This is a genomic window from Mesorhizobium sp. CNPSo 4670, from assembly GCF_057784235.1.
Map to the genome: position 1 here is coordinate 218,797 of NZ_JBWJFQ010000001.1, position 16,166 is coordinate 234,962.

Annotated in this window: 15 protein-coding genes; 5 read left to right on the forward strand and 10 right to left on the reverse strand. The window is 64.6% G+C overall.

Annotated elements, in window-relative coordinates:
* Positions 1-51: 51 nt before the first annotated feature.
* Both AC0ZT5_RS00910 and AC0ZT5_RS00915 read right to left on the reverse strand, forming a co-directional pair.
* The gene (locus AC0ZT5_RS00910) at positions 52-351 is read right to left on the reverse strand and encodes a TFIIB-type zinc ribbon-containing protein (RefSeq protein WP_095081108.1); all 300 of its coding nucleotides are present in this window, start codon (positions 349-351) and stop codon (positions 52-54) included.
* A gap of 166 nt (positions 352-517) precedes the next feature.
* Positions 518-1,507, reverse strand: a complete 990-nt coding sequence (locus AC0ZT5_RS00915; RefSeq protein WP_488494882.1) for a zinc-dependent alcohol dehydrogenase family protein — start codon at positions 1,505-1,507, stop codon at positions 518-520.
* A gap of 102 nt (positions 1,508-1,609) precedes the next feature.
* On the opposite strand from AC0ZT5_RS00915, the gene AC0ZT5_RS00920 reads away from it, so the two are divergent.
* On the forward strand, positions 1,610-2,512 hold the full coding sequence (locus AC0ZT5_RS00920; RefSeq protein ID WP_488494883.1) for a LysR family transcriptional regulator: 903 nt from the start codon (positions 1,610-1,612) through the stop codon (positions 2,510-2,512).
* Between the two features lie 70 nt (positions 2,513-2,582).
* Here AC0ZT5_RS00920 and AC0ZT5_RS00925 read toward each other — a convergent pair whose 3' ends face one another.
* The 8 genes from AC0ZT5_RS00925 to AC0ZT5_RS00960 form a co-directional block, all read right to left on the reverse strand.
* Positions 2,583-3,752, reverse strand: a complete 1,170-nt coding sequence (locus AC0ZT5_RS00925) for a substrate-binding protein (protein WP_488494884.1) — start codon at positions 3,750-3,752, stop codon at positions 2,583-2,585.
* Between the two features lie 41 nt (positions 3,753-3,793).
* Complete coding sequence (locus tag AC0ZT5_RS00930) at positions 3,794-4,495, reverse strand: ABC transporter ATP-binding protein (RefSeq protein ID WP_477300898.1); 702 nt, start codon at positions 4,493-4,495, stop codon at positions 3,794-3,796.
* Between the two features lie 2 nt (positions 4,496-4,497).
* Positions 4,498-5,202 carry an ATP-binding cassette domain-containing protein gene (locus AC0ZT5_RS00935; protein ID WP_488494885.1) on the reverse strand — a complete coding sequence of 235 codons (705 nt, stop codon included), beginning with the start codon at positions 5,200-5,202 and terminating at the stop codon, positions 4,498-4,500.
* Entirely contained in the window at positions 5,199-6,185 is a 987-nt protein-coding gene (locus AC0ZT5_RS00940; RefSeq protein WP_488494886.1) for a branched-chain amino acid ABC transporter permease, read from the reverse strand. The genes AC0ZT5_RS00935 and AC0ZT5_RS00940 overlap by 4 nt, the downstream gene beginning before the upstream one ends.
* Positions 6,182-7,099: an urea ABC transporter permease subunit UrtB gene (gene urtB, locus AC0ZT5_RS00945; protein WP_488494887.1), complete on the reverse strand. Its 918-nt coding sequence runs from the start codon at positions 7,097-7,099 to the stop codon at positions 6,182-6,184. Before urtB ends, AC0ZT5_RS00940 begins: the two co-directional genes overlap by 4 nt.
* Complete coding sequence (locus AC0ZT5_RS00950; RefSeq protein WP_488494888.1) at positions 7,044-8,165, reverse strand: class II histone deacetylase; 1,122 nt, start codon at positions 8,163-8,165, stop codon at positions 7,044-7,046. The genes urtB and AC0ZT5_RS00950 overlap by 56 nt, the downstream gene beginning before the upstream one ends.
* A gap of 83 nt (positions 8,166-8,248) precedes the next feature.
* Positions 8,249-10,963: a winged helix-turn-helix domain-containing protein gene (locus tag AC0ZT5_RS00955; protein ID WP_488494889.1), complete on the reverse strand. Its 2,715-nt coding sequence runs from the start codon at positions 10,961-10,963 to the stop codon at positions 8,249-8,251.
* Positions 10,964-11,632: a GNAT family N-acetyltransferase gene (locus AC0ZT5_RS00960; protein ID WP_488494890.1), complete on the reverse strand. Its 669-nt coding sequence runs from the start codon at positions 11,630-11,632 to the stop codon at positions 10,964-10,966.
* Between the two features lie 180 nt (positions 11,633-11,812).
* Here AC0ZT5_RS00960 and AC0ZT5_RS00965 point away from each other — a divergent pair, with 180 nt between their 5' ends.
* Genes AC0ZT5_RS00965 through AC0ZT5_RS00980 form a run of 4 tightly spaced genes read left to right on the forward strand, consistent with a single transcriptional unit; the run spans position 11,813 to position 16,159 of the window.
* Positions 11,813-13,114, forward strand: coding sequence for an ArgE/DapE family deacylase (locus tag AC0ZT5_RS00965; RefSeq protein WP_488494891.1), 1,302 nt, complete (start codon positions 11,813-11,815; stop codon positions 13,112-13,114).
* Positions 13,111-14,169 carry a phosphotransferase gene (locus AC0ZT5_RS00970; protein WP_488494892.1) on the forward strand — a complete coding sequence of 353 codons (1,059 nt, stop codon included), beginning with the start codon at positions 13,111-13,113 and terminating at the stop codon, positions 14,167-14,169. Before AC0ZT5_RS00965 ends, AC0ZT5_RS00970 begins: the two co-directional genes overlap by 4 nt.
* Positions 14,170-15,486, forward strand: a complete 1,317-nt coding sequence (locus AC0ZT5_RS00975; protein WP_488494893.1) for an aspartate aminotransferase family protein — start codon at positions 14,170-14,172, stop codon at positions 15,484-15,486.
* 16 nt (positions 15,487-15,502) lie between these two features.
* The gene (locus AC0ZT5_RS00980; protein WP_488494894.1) at positions 15,503-16,159 is read left to right on the forward strand and encodes a GntR family transcriptional regulator; all 657 of its coding nucleotides are present in this window, start codon (positions 15,503-15,505) and stop codon (positions 16,157-16,159) included.
* Positions 16,160-16,166 lie beyond the last annotated feature (7 nt).

Sequence of the window (16,166 nt, forward strand, 5' to 3'; positions counted from 1 at the left end):
GGTTTCGGAAATCTTCAGCAAGCTTCGGCCCGGATCCCGGGCGTCATGCGGTCAATCGAACAACTCTTCGAAGAATGATTTCTTCCGCTTCGGATAGCGGTGGCCCTGCGAGCGGGAATAATCGTCATCGCGCCCTTGGCCATGTTGCGGCTGGGAGAATGCTGCCGGTTGCGGCTGTTGCACAGGCGCAGCGTCCCTGCCGGAACGCTCGATGATCTTGTCGAGCTCCCCGCGATCAAGCCAGACGCCGCGGCACTGCGGACAATAATCGATCTCGATCCCCTGGCGTTCACTCATCACGAGCGCGACGCGGCAGGAGGGGCAAACCAAACCAAGGAGGGAAGATGTCATGAGGGGCTCCAAACCAAAAAAGAATGAGCCCGCTTGACCGAAAAGAATGGAAACGGGCCCGTTACAGCGGTCCGACATCACGATCGCCAAAGAAGCGACAGTCAGAGGGGCCCGGCCCGCACAAAGCAATTAGGAATGCAGAGGCGCGCCTTCAAGGGATTGTTGCTCAAACCGTCACCACAATCTTTCCGAACTGCCGGTTCGATTCCAGAAAGCGATGCGCCTCGACGATCTGCTCGAACGGGAAAGTTCTGTCGATGATCGGCCTCAGCGCGCCGGTCCCCAGGCCTTCGAGGATGAACACTTTGGCCGCTTCCAGCTTCGCCGGGTTGCCGGTGATCTCATGGACGAGATAACCGCGCAGCGTCAGCGTCTTGGCCAGCACGGCAAACAACGGGAACGGCGTCGGCTCGCTGCTGAGGCCACCATATTCGATGAGAATGCCACCCCGCGACATCGCCGCCGTCAGCGGCTCGAAGATCGGGCCGCCGACCGCATCGAACACGACGCGCACGCCTTGCGGCCCGGCGATTTCACCGAGCCGTGCGGCCAGATCCTCCTCCGTCGCCGCCACGACGTAAGCCGCACCGGCATCGAGCAGGGCCTGCTTCTTGGCCGATGTCCGCGTCACCGCAATCGCGGTGGCGCCAACCCTGTTGGCGATCTGGATCGCGGCAAGCCCGACACTGCTCGATGCCGCGGTGATGACGACGAAATCTCCGCTGTGCAGCCTGGCGACATCGATCAGCGCGCCATAGGCGGTGAGGTATTGCATCCAGACCGCCGCCGCCATTGGCCAGTCGAGCGAGGGCGGGTGCTTGACGACGAGCCCGGCGGGATAGGTGGCGAGCTCGCCATAGGCGGGCCAGCGGATCATCGATTGCGGCGGGATGACGCTGACGCTGTCGCCTGGCGCAAAATCCGTCACACCTTCGCCCACCGCCTCGATGATGCCCGCAGCCTCTAGGCCAAGCCCCGAGGGCAGCGTCGGCGTCTCGATATAGGCACCCGCGCGCAGCAATGCCTCGGCGCGATTGAGGCCGAGTGCTTTGACGCGGATTTGAACTTCGCCCGGTCCCGGTCCGGAAAGCCCGACATCCTCGATGCGCAGAACTTCGGGGCCACCATGCTGGTGGAAGCGAACAAGACGTGCCATTCGGGATACTCCAAATTATCTGAACCGAATGAGCTATGCATGCAAGATTTTCGGCAATAAATGGCTATGCAGGCAGAACAGTAGAAACCAGGAGTTCCGAATATGGATCGGCTTGAGAGCATGGCCGTGTTCGTCAGGGCGGTCGACCTCCGCTCGTTCGCGGCCGCGGCGGTCGCGCTCGATCTGTCTGGGCCGATGGTCGGCAAGCATGTCCGGTTTCTCGAGGAACGGCTGGGCGTGCGGCTGCTCAACCGGACCACGCGCCGGCAGAGCCTGACCGACTTCGGACGCGCCTATTATGAACGCTGCCGGGTCGTGCTGGCCGAGGCCGAAGCCGCCGATGCGCTCGCCGCCGACCAGTTTTCCGAACCGCGGGGCAAACTGCGCGTCACCATGCCGGCACATTTCGGTCGCCACTGCGTGACACCCATACTGCTGCGGCTGGCGCGGCAATATCCGATGCTGGAACTCGACCTGTCGCTCAGCGACCGCTTCGCCGACCTTGCCGAGGACGGCTATGATCTTGCCATTCGGACCGGCGCCATGGAAGACAAGGCAGGGGTGATCGCGCGTCGTGTCGCGCGCCAGGGCATGATCGTTTGCGCAGCATCCTCCTATCTCCAACGCCACGGCGAGCCGCGGCGGATCGAGGATCTCGCCGACCATCAGGCCATCGTCTACCGCCGGCTCGGCCAGGTCGTTCAGCCGTGGCTGTTCGTGCGCGAGGGGCAAGCCGCACAGGAGTTCATACCGGCCGGCCGGCTGCGGCTCGACGATCTCGATGCCATCGCCGATGCCGCGGTCGAAGGCATGGGCCTTGCCTGGTTGCCCTATTGGCTGGTGCGCGAGCGCATTCAGGCCGGCGCGCTAGTGGCGCTGCTGCCGGATCAGCCGCGATATCTCTACGACTGTCACGCACTTTGGCTACAGACGCCGCATCTGCCGTTGAAGGTACGGCTGGCCGTCGATGCACTGGCGGCCGCTTTGCCGAAATCGATGGCCTGATCGCAAGCGTCGCCGTCGGACGTCTGCGCGGCTCAGGCTACCTGCGGTGCCTGAGCCGGGCAGCTTTTCACTACAATTTGCAGTAAGGCGTCACCGGCGCGATGACGCCGAAATCCTTAGCGATCTCGTAACCGATGCCGTCTGCCGCCGCCTTGCCGACATAGGAATGGCAGAGCGTGTGGTTGTTGGTGGCGTCGACGCGGATCTTGCCTTGCGGTGCGTCGAACTCGATCGATGGCAATGCCGCCAGCACATCGTCGTCCTTCAGCGATCCGGCCTTCTCGGCGGCCAGCGCGTAGAGATGCAGCCCATTGTAGCCGGCCTCGCCGATGCCGTTGACCATCTTCTCCTGGCCGAACTTTTCGCGGAAGCTCGAGATGAACTTCTTGTTGACCGGATTGTCGAGCGCCATCCAGTAGGGCTGCGGCGCGTAAGTGCCGGCCGCCACGCCGGCTGGCAGCGCGTCCTTGTTGAAGACCTCGTCGAGCGGCGCGATCAGCGGCTGCTTGATATCGAAGCTGCGATATTGCTTGAGCTGGGTGACGGCGTCGTTGCCGACCACCATCGACCAGACGACATCGGGCTTCAGCGACTTGATCTTCTGGAATGCCGGGCCGAAATCCGTGGTGCCGAACGGATAGTAGTCTGCGCCGATGATCTTGCCGCCGGCCTTCTCGTAGGCCGCAGTGATCGCCTCGGTCATCTTCTGCGGCCAGGCATAGTCGGAGGCCATGACATAGATCGTCTTGCCGAGGTTCTCGGCCACCCAGGGCATCATCGGGTCGACCTGCTGCATCGGGATAGGGCCGGTGGCGACGAAGTAGCGGTTGCATTCGCCGCCTTCGAAGTTGGTCGGGTAGAAGAACAGCTTCTTGGCTTTCGAGGTGACGGACAGCGTCGCACTGCGCTCGGGCGAGATGATGGTGCCCATGATCACGTCGACCTTGTCTTCGTTTATGAGCTTGCGTGCCTTGTCGATCGCGCCCTTGGTCGTGGTCTGGTTGTCCTCGATGAACAATTCGACCTGGCGGCCGCCAATGCCATTGGCGGCGTTGAGTTCGGCAGCCGCCAGCTTGTAGCAATTGAGCAGCGTCTCGCCGAGGATCGCCTGCAATCCGGTGATAGGGATCGATAGGCCGACCTTGACGGTGTCGGCGGCGCGAAGGATCGACGGCGCGCCGACCATGGCGAAAGCAGCCGCGGCGCCGCCCGATTTCAGAACAGTTCTTCTGCTTATCATTTTTGTGTTCCCTTCCAGTCCAGGCGCGCCCCATGCACGCCTTACAAAGCCAACAAATCCTTCAGCAGCGTTTCATCGGCGAACGCCTCCGGCGCGCCTTCGTGCACGATCCTGCCCTTCTCCATCACCAGGCAGCGGTCCGCCGCCTTCAGAACGAGATCGAGATTCTGCTCGACGAGAACGATCGCGATGCCGCGCTCGCGCGCGATGCGCGGCACCAGCTCGGCGATAGACTGCACAATGTTCGGCTGGATGCCTTCCGAGGGTTCGTCGAGCAGCAGCACTGATGGTAGGCCGCACAGCGCGCGGCCGATCGCCAGCATCTGCTGCTGGCCACCCGAGAGCGTGCCGGCAACCTGCGCCTCGCGTTCACGCAGGATCGGGAAATAGCCGAAGATATCGGCCGGAATGCCGCCGTCGCCGCGCCCCTTGGCAGCGCGTGTGCCGACGTCCAGGTTCTGCCGCACGGTCAGCTGGTTGAAGATGCCGCGTCCCTGCGGCACGTGGGCGATGCCTGCCCGCGCGCGCCGGAAGGCCGGCGCATTGGTGAGGTCCTGGTCGCCGAGAAGCATGGCGCCGCCGCTCGCCCGCAAGGCACCGGCGATGACACGCAGCAGCGTCGTCTTGCCGGCGCCGTTGCGGCCGAGCAGGCCGACGACTTCGCCCGGCGCGACGCTAAGGTCGATGCCGTTCAACACCGGGAGCAGGCCGTAGCCAGCCGAGATCGCCATTGTCCGCAGCATCGTCAGCGCCTCCCCAGATAGACGTCGCGGACCATTTCGTCGGTCTCGATGTCATGGAAAGGACCGCTGCGCAGCCGGCGCCCTTGATGCAGCACCAGCGTTTCGCAGTTCAGCGCCCGCACGAAGCGGATGTCATGTTCGACCGCGACGATTGAGAACTCGCCCTTGAGCCACAGCAGCATCTCGGCCGTCGCCAGCGTCTCCTGCGGCGTCATGCCGGCGGTCGGCTCGTCGAGCAGCAGCAGCCTTGGCTCGATCGCCAGCGCCATGCCGATCTCCAGCCATTGCTTCTGGCCGTGCGCGAGTTCGCCGGCCAGTGTGGCGGCACGATTGCCGAGCGCGACCAGTTCCAGCAATTCAGCGACCGGGCGGACAGGTGAGGGCGCCCCCCACCGCGCGACCTTCAGATTGTCCTCAACCGACAGGCTGGGGAAGACCGACGGGATCTGGAACTTGCGGGCGATGCCGAGCCGGGCGATGCGGTGCAGCGGCAGGCCGGCGATGTCGCGGCCGAGGAAGCGCACACTGCCGCTGGTCGGGCGCAGCGTACCGGTCAGCACGTTGAGGAAGGTGCTCTTGCCGGCGCCATTCGGCCCGATGATGCAGCAAAGCTCCTTGTCGCGCACGGTGAGATCAAGCGCTTCCAGCGCCTGCAGGCCGCCAAAGCGGATGCCGACATTTTCGGCCTGGAGCAGGACATCGCTCATTGCGCACGCCTCCGCCCTTTGAACAGGACCTTCAGCCGGGCGTAGATCGACAGGATGCCGTCCGGCAAGACGAAGACGATGACGACGAAGACGCAGCCGAGCAGCAGCGGCCACAGGCTCGGGTTGAAGCTGCTGATCGTCTGTTGCGCCCGCTGGATGAAGATGGCACCGAGCACCGGACCAAGCAGCGTGCCGCGCCCGCCGACCGCCACCCAGACGATGACTTCCGTCGACAGAAGCAGCCCGGAAAGGTCCGGCGCCACCAGCCCCGCCATGCAGACATAGAGGGCGCCGGCAAGACCGGCGATGGCCGCCGACAGGACGAAGGTGACGAGCAGCCGCAAGGGCGCGTTGTGGCCAAGCGCGGCCGCCCTGACTTCATTGTCCTGGATTGCGGTGAGCACCGTGCCCCAGCGCCCGCGGCTGATCGACCAGAGCGCCAGCACGGCCACCGCCACGATGGCTGCGACGAAGATGTAGGAGGGCAGGTCCTGGCTGAGATCGACATGCAGCCCGCCAACATCGAACTCGATCGGCGGGATGCCGATCAAACCGCTGTCACCGCCGGTGACCGAACTCCAGGAGATCGCGGCCTGCTGGCAGATGACGCCCATGGCCAGCGTGACGATGGTGAAATAGCTGCCACGGATGCCGCCGAAGAACAGGAAGTAGCCGATGATGGCGGCTACCAAGGCCGCGCCGGCCACCGCGCCGATGATGCCAAGCAGGCTGGCGAGGGGGATGGCGTCGTTGAGCGTGACCAGCGCCATGATGTAGCCGCCAATGCCGAAAAAGGCGGCGTGGCCGAAACACAGAATTCCGGTGCGACCCCAGAAGAAGTCGAGGCTCGCCGCGAACAAGCCGAAGATCAGTGCGTCGCGGATCACCGTCAGCTGATAGCCATCGGCAATGAATGGATAGAACACGGCGAACGCCACGCAGACGGCGAAGATCAGCAGCCAGTTGCGGTCCCGGGCGATCATCGCGACGCCCCGTTGAACAGGCCGTTGGGCCGCAGCCGCACGGCGACGATGGCCGCTAGCAGCACGATCGCTTGGGCCAGCGATGGCGATATCTGGTAGTTCAGGACACTTGTCAGGCCGCCGACGAAGACGCTGCCGGCGACAAGGCCGCCGATCGAACCGACGCCGCCGACGATGACGACGAAGAAGGCGTTGGCGAGATAGTTCACTCCCATCTGCGGCAGCACGATCGCCAGCGGCGCGACCAGTCCACCTGCCAGTCCGGCAATGGCGGCACCGAAGGTGAAGGCGATGGCATAGGTGCGCCGCGTGTTGATGCCGACGCCTTCGGCCATCTCGCGGTTCTGGATGACGGTGCGGATGTCGAGGCCGAACGATGTTCGGCTGATCAGCAGGACGACGCCGAGCAGGGTCAGCGCGGCGATAGCGATCAGGATCAGCCGGTAGGCCGGATAGACGGTGAAGAAGAGATCGAGCGTGCCTTCGATTGGCGGCGACACCGGCTTGGCGCCGAGACCGAAGGTCAGTTCCAGCCCTTGCTGCAGGATCAGGCTGACGCCCCAGGTGGCGAGCACGGTCGAGACTGGCCGCGAATAGAGATGGCGGATGATGGCGAATTCGAGGATGCAGCCGACAACCGCGCCGGCGATCGGTGCTGCGGCCAGCCCCAGCCAGAACGAACCGCCGAAGCTCTGGACGAAATAGACCGCGAAGGCCCCGACGGTGACGAACTCGCCATGCGCGAGGTTGGTCACGTTCATCAGGCCGAAGCTGATCGCCAGGCCGAGCCCCACAAGCATCAGGATGCTGATCAGCGTCAGCGCATTGAGGAGCGTGGTGACGACAAAATCCATCGCGTCAGGCCGCACTGGCGAGGCGCTGGCGCAGGCCGGCGAGCAGGCCTTCGGCGGCATCGATCACTTCAGCTTGATGCGGCTGCAATTCCTGGCCTGCCCATTCGTCGATATGGTCCGACAGCGGGTCGACCACTTCGGTGCGATGGTTGGCCAGCGTCTCGATGACGGCATGGCCGCAGAACGGCACATAACCTTCGGAATAGCCGCCTTCATGGCTCATCATCAGGCGTCCGTTCGATGTCTCGGCGGCCAGCGCCACCATGCGGGCGGCAAGGCGCCGGAAGCATTCGCTGTTGAGCATCATGCGGCCGAGCGGGTCGAAACCCGATGCGTCGAAGCCGGAAGCGACGATGACGAGGTCCGGCTTGTAGGCGCGCAGGGCAGGGGCGATGACGCGATCGAAGGTCGATTCATAAGCGCCGGTGCCGCTGCCGGCCGGCAGCGGGATGTTGATGTTATAGCCTTCGCCGGCGCCTTTGCCGTTGTCGGCCAGAGCACCGCGTCCGGTCGGATAGAGATTGTCCTGGTGCACGGAAATGGTCAGCACCGACGGATCGGAATAAAACACCGTCTCGGTACCATTGCCGTGATGCACGTCCCAGTCGACCACCGCCGCACGGCCAAGCAGGCCTTCATGCTGCAGCCGGCGCACGGACACGCCGATGTTGGAGAACAGGCAATTGCCCAACGCCTGGTCTGGCTCGGCATGGTGCCCGGGCGGCCGCGCCAGCGCATAGGCGTTGTCGACCCGGCCGGTCAGCACGGCGCGCATGGCGGCATAGGTGGTGCCGGCCGACAGCAGGGCGATGTCGAAACTGTTGAGGCCGATCGGCGCCTGCGGCCCGGCGAAGCCGGAACCGCGTTCGCTGAGCATGCGGATATCGTCGACGTGGCGTTGGGTATGCACGCGCAGCAGGTCCTCGACCGAAACCGGCTCGGGAATGATCGGCACGAGGTGGCGCGACAGGCCGCTGACCTGGATCAAATTGTTCAGTCGACGTTTCGAGCCGGGCGATTCCAGATGCCGGCCGGGTTCCACGAAGCGGCCGGGAGGCATCATGTCGGCGCTGGAGCCGGTGTCATGCCACATCAGCTGTTCGTGAAAAACGTAACCTGTCGCCATCCGCAGCGTCCTCTAAAATCCAGGTGACGCTAACAGGCTTGCATCGGTGTGGCCCGACCCGAAAGAGGGGTTGTGCCTGTTATCTACACCCCTCCTTTCGGAGGGGTGTAGAGGTTTGCCGACCCTTGCGCGGCGCGCACGGCCTGGACCCGGTTGCTCACCGCCAGCTTGCCGAAAATGTTCTTCAGATGCCACTTCACCGTGGTTTCGCTGACCGACAGCGCAAGCGCGATATCGCGGTTGGACATGCCTTCCGTCAGGCAGCGCAGCAGCTCGGCCTCGCGCTGGGTGAGGTGTTCCTTCTCAGCGGCTGGCGGGGCCGGCCTGCGCGTCGCCACAGGCATAGTCTGCGCGGCATCGATGATGCGCGTGGCATAGGCTGAGAGTGCCGGATCGGTCTTTGCCAGAACAGCACGCAGCCGCATCAACCCTTCGACAACGGGCGTTCCCTCGTCGACGAAGGAGCGGATGAAGCCAGAGGGGTGGGCAAGGCGCAGCGCGTCGACCAGATAGCGGTCGGCTTCGCGTGGGTCATGGGCGGCGCTTTTGGCGCGCAGGATCAGCGCCAGGATATGGCGGCGCATGCGCCCGCTGTCCCTCGTGCGTTCCAACAGCGCGTCGAAGACCCGCGCCGCATCGGCATAGGATTTCTCCGCGGTCAGCAGGCGGCCCTCGGCGAAGAACTCGAATTCGTTGGCGACGGTGGGAGTGGTTTCGGCCCGTCCACGGCGATGCTCGTTCAGCAGGGCGCGCGCCTCGGCGCCGCGGTTCTGGTCGAGCAGCAGCCTGACTCGATCATGCACAAGCACCGAAGCGAGACGACGATACACGGAGCCGCGCACGCGCTGGTAGACCCGCTCCAGCATATCGAGTGCGGCCTCCGCGCGGCCGGTCAGCTGCAGCACGCGGGCATAGGTCGGAACGCTGGCGAGCGGATAGACGATGACCGCCGCTCCCTCGATCAGCGGCCCGAGATTCTCGACCAGGGTCAGCGCTTCGCTCGACGCATTGGTCTCATAGGCAAGTTCGGCAAGCAGCGTGCCCGCCAGCGCTTCGGCATAGGAATTCGGACCGATCCGCGCCCTGGCTTCGGCGATTGCATCGCGCAGCAGCCGTTCGGCTGCGGGCAGGCGGCCGGCCGAGCGTTCGATGACGGCCATGTAGCAATTGGCGATGGTGACGCCGAGCAGGCTGCCGCTTCGCTCATGCGCCTTGCGCGCCGCGTCCACCGCCGCGCGCGCACCGTCGAGGTCGCCCAGCGCATAGAGATTGTAGCCGATGACATTGGCCGTCGCGCCTTCCATGAACCAGGCGTCGGGCGCAATGACGCGCAGGGCCGCAAGTGCGGTGTCGCGCGCCTGCTCGAACTGCTCCAGCGTGCTGTGGACGGCGGCGGCGAGCACCACCAGTTCCGCATCGATCGTGGTGCCGGTCAACGTGCCGGGATCTTTGCCGTCGGCCGGCCCGGTCTCGACCAGCTTGCGCGCATTGCTCAGCGTCTGCTGGGCAAGCTCGGGTTGGCTGCTGTGCACCGCCAGCCACAGCACGACAAGCTGTAGCCGGATGCGCTGGTCGATCAGCTTTTTGGGCAACAGCGCCAGCAATTGGCGCACATAGAGAAGCTGGCACTGGGCGATGAGGTCGAGCGCGTTGTTCTCGACGAACACCGCCGCGCGGGCCTGGTCGCCGGCGGCGAGCGCGTGGCCGATCGCCTCAGTTAGCATCTTGCGTTCGCCGAACCATTCGGCGGCCGCTAGGTGCAGCGGCGCGATCATCTCCGGTTCGCGTCGTTCCATCTCGCGGCTGAGGAAGTCGCGGAACAGATGATGATAGCGGAACCAGCGCCGCTCCTCGTCGAGCGGCACCAGGAACAGGTTGCGCGTCTCGATCTCGGTGATCGCCGCCTCGGCATCCGCCGCCCGCATCACCGCCCGGCAGGCCTCGGCGCTGAAGCGTTCGAAGATCGAGCTGTAGAGCAGGAACTTCGCGATAGAAGGCGGCAGTTCGAGAAACACTTCCCCCATCAGGAAATCAGCGACGTTGCGGTTGGCGCCGGTGAAATTGCCGATGACGGTTTCGGGCGCATGCGCGGCACTGAGCGATAGCGAGGCGAGCTGCAGGCCGGCGGCCCATCCTTCGGTGCGCGAACACAAGGTCTCCACAGTGCCGCTGCTGACGCTCAAACCGAGCTTCTCGTTGAAGAAGGCCTCGGCTTCGGAGGAGGCGAAGCGCAGATCGTCGGGGCCGATTTCGCAGACATCGCCCAGCACCCTGAGCTTGCCGAGCTGCAGGTCGGGCAGGCTGCGCGAGCCAATGACGAAGGCGACATTGGCCGGCGCCTGCCGGGTCAAGCGCTCCATGAACCGCTTGACCGCCGGCGCCTCGATGGCGTGATAGTCGTCGAAGAACACGGTGATGTCGGCCTCGCGCGCCGCCAATCCCGCCACCAGCGCGGCAAGCACGACGTCAAGCTGCGGGATCGGGCTCGACTGGAAGGCAAGGTCGAGCTCCGCCGGGCTCTGTACGAGGTGGCGCAGCCCACCCACCAGATGCGACAGGAAGGCACCCTCATCATTGTCTGATGCCTCGCAGGATAGCCACGCAGTCAGCCGGCCGAGTCGCGCCGCCTCCGCAGCCCATTGCGCCATCGTCGTCGACTTACCGAAGCCAGCCGGCGCGGCGAACAGCACGATGCGCGTGTCGATGTGACGCTTCAGCGTCGACAGGATGGTCTCGCGACGGACCCATCGGCGGTGATGCGGCGACGCGTGCGGGGTGGGTTGCGGAGCTGTTCTCATCTAGGCTCGCGCAACCTGTCGGTTCTCCGGACTGCAGCAGTTCCACTCCGTTTCGATCAGCGGAATTTGCGGCGCGGCATTGCGCGGCAAGGTGCCCTTTATCCGGGGATCGTCGACGATCTCAAAACCGGACGCGAACGGCACAAATCCACAGGCGCCGTAGAAGCCTATCACGCTGGGATGATCGAAGCTGCTTGTGTGCAGCCAGACACGGCTTGGTTTCAGGCGCCATGCCTGCTCGAGCGCGCCGGCCATAAGGCGTTTGCCGAAACCGCGGCCGGTCAGGGACGGGAACAGGCCGAAATAGGTGATCTCGATCTCGTTGCTGTCGGCGACGAAGAATTCGACCATGCCGAGATGCACGCCGCTTTCATCATGGCCGTAGTAGAGATGCTGGCGCGGATCGGCGAAGTGATCCACTATCTCGGCGTCGGACATTTCAGACACGCGGTCCCACAGCCAAGGGGCGCCGATCTCGAGGAAGATCGCCCGATAGGACGCGCAGTCGAGCGTGGTGATCCGGGTCATGGCCAGGGGTTGCGCGAGGTCGGGCTGCGGAGCGCGCGCCTCCATCCATGTCACCGCATTGGCGAGCTTGCCCGCCGGCAGGCGCCGGTAGCCAATGGCGAGATCGGTGATTTCGGCCGGCATCGTGTCTTCGGGGATCAACGCATTCCTCTTCATCCCTGCCCGATAGCAGTATCGGCTTACGACCGCTGATGCCAACACCCGCGAATGGTCTGACAAGAGCGCCTGGGCCCGGATCGGATTTTTGGCGGCACTGCCTCTTGCATTTCATGAGAATGGCATATGAGATATGATACACCATTCGGATGAAAGTGAAATATGATGCCTGAGCGGATTGCGGACGAGGCCATTCTCAGCGCGGTCGACGACGGTTTCGCACGACAGGTCGCGTTCCTGGCCGATCTCGTACGCTTTCCCTCCCAGCGCGGCGTGGAACATGCCGCGCAATCTTTCATGGCGGCCACCTATGAGGCCGATGGCTATGCGGTCGACATGTGGCGCGTCGATGTCGACGCGATTCGCGATCTGCCGGGTTTTTCACCCGTGGCGGTGTCCTATGACGATGCCTTCAATGTCGTTGCCACCCATACGCCAAGAAACGCGACCGGCCGTTCGCTGATCCTCAACGGCCATATCGATGTCGTGCCGACGGGACCGCTCGACCGCTGGGCGCGCGATCCCTACGATCCGGTGATCGAGGACGGCTGGATGCATGGCCGCGGCGCCGGCGACATGAAGGCCGGCCTGTCCGCCTGTCTTTACGCGCTGACAGCATTGCGCAGCCTCGGCTATCAACCGGCCGCGAAATTGTACCTGCAGTCGGTGGTCGAGGAAGAGTGCACCGGCAATGGCGCGCTCGCCTGCCTGCAGCGCGGCTATCGCGCCGATGCCGCCTTCATCCCCGAGCCGTTGGAGCCGAGGCTGATGCGGGCGCAGGTCGGGCCGATCTGGTTCAGGGTCGAGGTCGACGGCGATCCGCAGCACGCGTCGGGTGCTTTTTCCGCCGGCGCCAATGCCATCGAAAAGGCATTCGTGATCATCCAGGCGCTGAAGCAGCTCGAAATCGTCTGGAACGCCCGCAAGGTCGATGACCTGCATTTTTGCGACCATCCGCACCCGATCCGCTTCAATCTCGGCAAGATCGAAGGCGGCGAATGGACGTCGAGCGTTCCGGCGCGCTGTGTTTTCGAGATGCGGGTCGCGACTTATCCCGGCCAGAAGCTCGAGGATGCCAGAGCAGAGCTTGAGGCGTGCATCGCCGATGCGGCCCGCGCCGATCCGTTCCTGGCCAACCGCCCGCCCAAGATGAGCTACAACGGCTTCATGGCCGAGGGCTATGTGCTGCAAGGGGCCGATGAGATGGAAGCCGTGCTGCGCCGCAGCCATACCGCTGTCTGGGGCGAGCCGCTTACGGAACACGTCACCTCGGCGACCACCGATGCACGTTTCTTTGGCCTCTATGCCGACACGCCGGCGATCGTCTACGGCCCGATCTGCCGCATGCCGCACGGCTATGACGAGGCCGTCGACCTGGACTCGGTGCGCAAGATCACCCAGACCATCGCGCTGTTCATCGCCGACTGGTGCGGCCTTGAGCCTATCGACCCAGAGGCCAGGCCATGAACGCGGTAGTGCCTGATGCCTTCGGGGAAACACTGGCCGAGGACGCGCCTGACGTCTCGACGGCCGACGCGCTCGTCATCCTGCGCCGGCACTACGGCCTTGCCGGCACCGCGCGTCCGTTGCCTGGGGAACGCGACCACAATTTCCACATTCAGACGGACGGTGGTGGCGAGTTCGTCCTGAAAATCTCCCATCCGGCGGAAGAAGCGGGCTTCACCGACTTCCAGAACAAGGCACTCGATCACATCCTTGCGGTCGACCCGACCTTGCCGGTTCCCTCGCTGCGCAAAACCCTGCAAGGTGAAGCGCAATTCGCGGTCAGCGTCGGCGGATCGGCGCCACGCATCGTACGGCTGGTCACCTATCTGCCCGGCCGGTTGCTGTCGCACTCGCCAACGTCAGCGGCGCAAGATCGCAATCTCGGCATCTTCCTTGCCCGCCTTGGCCGCGCACTGCGCGGCTTCTTCCATCCTGCGGCGGGCAGCGACCTGCTCTGGGATATCCGCAAGGTCGCCAAGACGCGGCCGATGCTGGCGCATATCGCCGACGCGGGTCGGCGGGCTATGGTCGAGCGTGCGATCGACGCCTTCGAGGAGCATGCGGCGCCGGTCATCCCGAAACTGCGCGCGCAGATCGTCCACAATGACATGAACTCCTACAATGTGGTGATGGACGCATCGCGGCCCGAGGTCGTGAGCGGCATTCTCGACTTTGGCGACATGATCCACTCGCCGCTGATCTGCGATCTCGCTATCGGCGCCGTCTATCGCTGGCCGTCGCAAGGCCATCCACTGGCGCCGGCGGCGCGCTTCGTCGCCGGTTATCAATCGGTGCAGCCGCTCGAAGCCGAGGAGATAGGCATCCTTTTCGACCTGATCCGTGCCCGGCTTGCGCTCATCGCCAACATCGCCAGTTGGCAGGCCGAACGCTTCCCGGCCAAGCGCGACTATGTCCTGCGCCTCGCCACCGAGGTCTGGGCTTCACTCGAACGGCTGGACGGCCTGTTGCCCGCCGATGCCCGCCGCTATTTTCTCGACCATTCCAATCCGGAGTAGATGCCCGTGTCCCAGTCCTCGCCTACAAATGCCCTTGCCGATGCCGGCCCCTCGGCGCAAGAGCGCGCGTTGCTCGAGCGCCGGGCGAGGCTGCTTGGCCCGACCTACCGCGCCTTCTACCGCAACCCGATCCACCTGGTGCGCGGCAGCGGCGTCTGGCTCTATGACGCGCAGGGCCGAAAATTCCTCGATGCCTACAACAATGTCGCTTCGGTCGGCCACTGCCACCCGCGTGTCGTCGAGGCACTTTCGGGGCAGGCAGCGACGCTCAACACGCACACACGCTATCTCAGCGAGATCATCCTCGACTATGCCGAGAAGTTGCTCGGCACCTGTCCGCCCCATCTCGGCCATGCCATGTTCACCTGCACCGGCAGCGAGGCCAACGACCTTGCCATCCGCATCGCCCAGCATTCCAGCGGCGGCACCGGGGTCATCATCACCGACTTCGCCTATCACGGCGCCACGATCGCGACCGCACAATTGTCGCCGGCCGCGGTCGGCGTGAAAGCGGTGCCCCCGCAGCACCGCACTGTCGCAGCGCCGGACACGTTCCGCGATCATGGCCGCGCCGCGCGCGATTTCGCGAAAAACGTCGCCGCCGCCATCGAGGACATGCGCGCGCGCAATGTCCGTCCCGCGGCAATGCTTCTGGACTCGGCGTTTTCCAGCGACGGCATCTTCTTTCCCGATGTGGCCGTGATGCGCGAGGCGGCAAGCCTCGTCAAAAAAGCCGGCGGCATCGTCATTGCCGATGAGGTCCAGTCCGGCTTCGGCCGGCTCGGCCAGGGCATGTGGGGCTTCGCCAATTATGGCATCGAGCCAGATATCGTCACGATGGGCAAGCCGATCGGCGACGGGCATCCGATGGGCGCGGTGATGGTACGGCCGCAGCTTGTTGCCTCCTTCGGCTCGAACACCGGTTACTTCAACACCTTCGGCGGCAATCCGGTCGCTGCCGCCGTCGGCATTGCCGTTCTCGAGGTGATTGAGGGCGAGGGGCTGATCGAGAATGCACGCATGGTCGGCGCCTATACGGCTGATCTGCTGGGCTCACTGAAGGGCCGGCACGGCATGGTCGCCGACGTCAGGCAAAACGGCCTTTATTTCGGTGTCGAGTTGACGGCTGAGGGCGACGAGGCCTTGGCCGCCAGCAAGACATCGGCAGTCGTCGAGGCCATGCGCGAGGACGGCGTGCTGATCTCCTCCTGCGGTCCGCGCGGCAATGTGCTCAAGATCAGACCGCCGCTGCCCTTTGCCAGGGACAATGCCGAGCAACTGGCCGAGACCCTCGACCGCGCACTGTCGAACTGGTGACCGGAGCGGGCCGCGCATGCTGAAGCTTGAACATCAAACCCTGAACGACCGTGCCTATGGCGCGCTCAAGCAGGAGTTGATTTCCGGCGGCTTCAGCCCGGGCCAGACACTGGTCATCCGCAAGCTCGCCGAGACGTTCGGCATATCGACCACGCCGATCCGCGAGGCGCTGCAAAGGCTGGTCGCCGAGCGGCTGCTCGAGATGCAGAACAACCGCTCGGTCATCGTGCCCTTGCTGTCCGCACCCGCCTTCGAGGAACTGACGCGCATCCGCATCGCCGTCGAGGGTCTGGCGGGCGAGATGGCAGCATCGCGGATGACCGAAAGCGGTCTGGTCGACATCCACGCTACGCTCGCCGGCATGCAGCACGCCATCGAGGCGGGCGACGCCAGGGGCTATCTCACGTTGAACGAGGCCTTCCACTTCGCCATCTACCAGCATGCCGGCGCGCCGATCCTGCTGAATATGATCCGTGACCTCTGGGGTCGGGTAGGGCCGTATCTCAAGCTGCTGATGCAGGCTGATCGTTACGTTCCACAGTCGAACGACGCGCACCGCAAGATCGTCGCCGCGCTGGAGCAGCGCAGCGGTCCCGCCGTCCGGACCTTTATCGAACAAGACATCGCCATGGCAGCCGCTGTTCTGTCGTCAAACCTTGACGCGGCCAGGTGACGGTCCG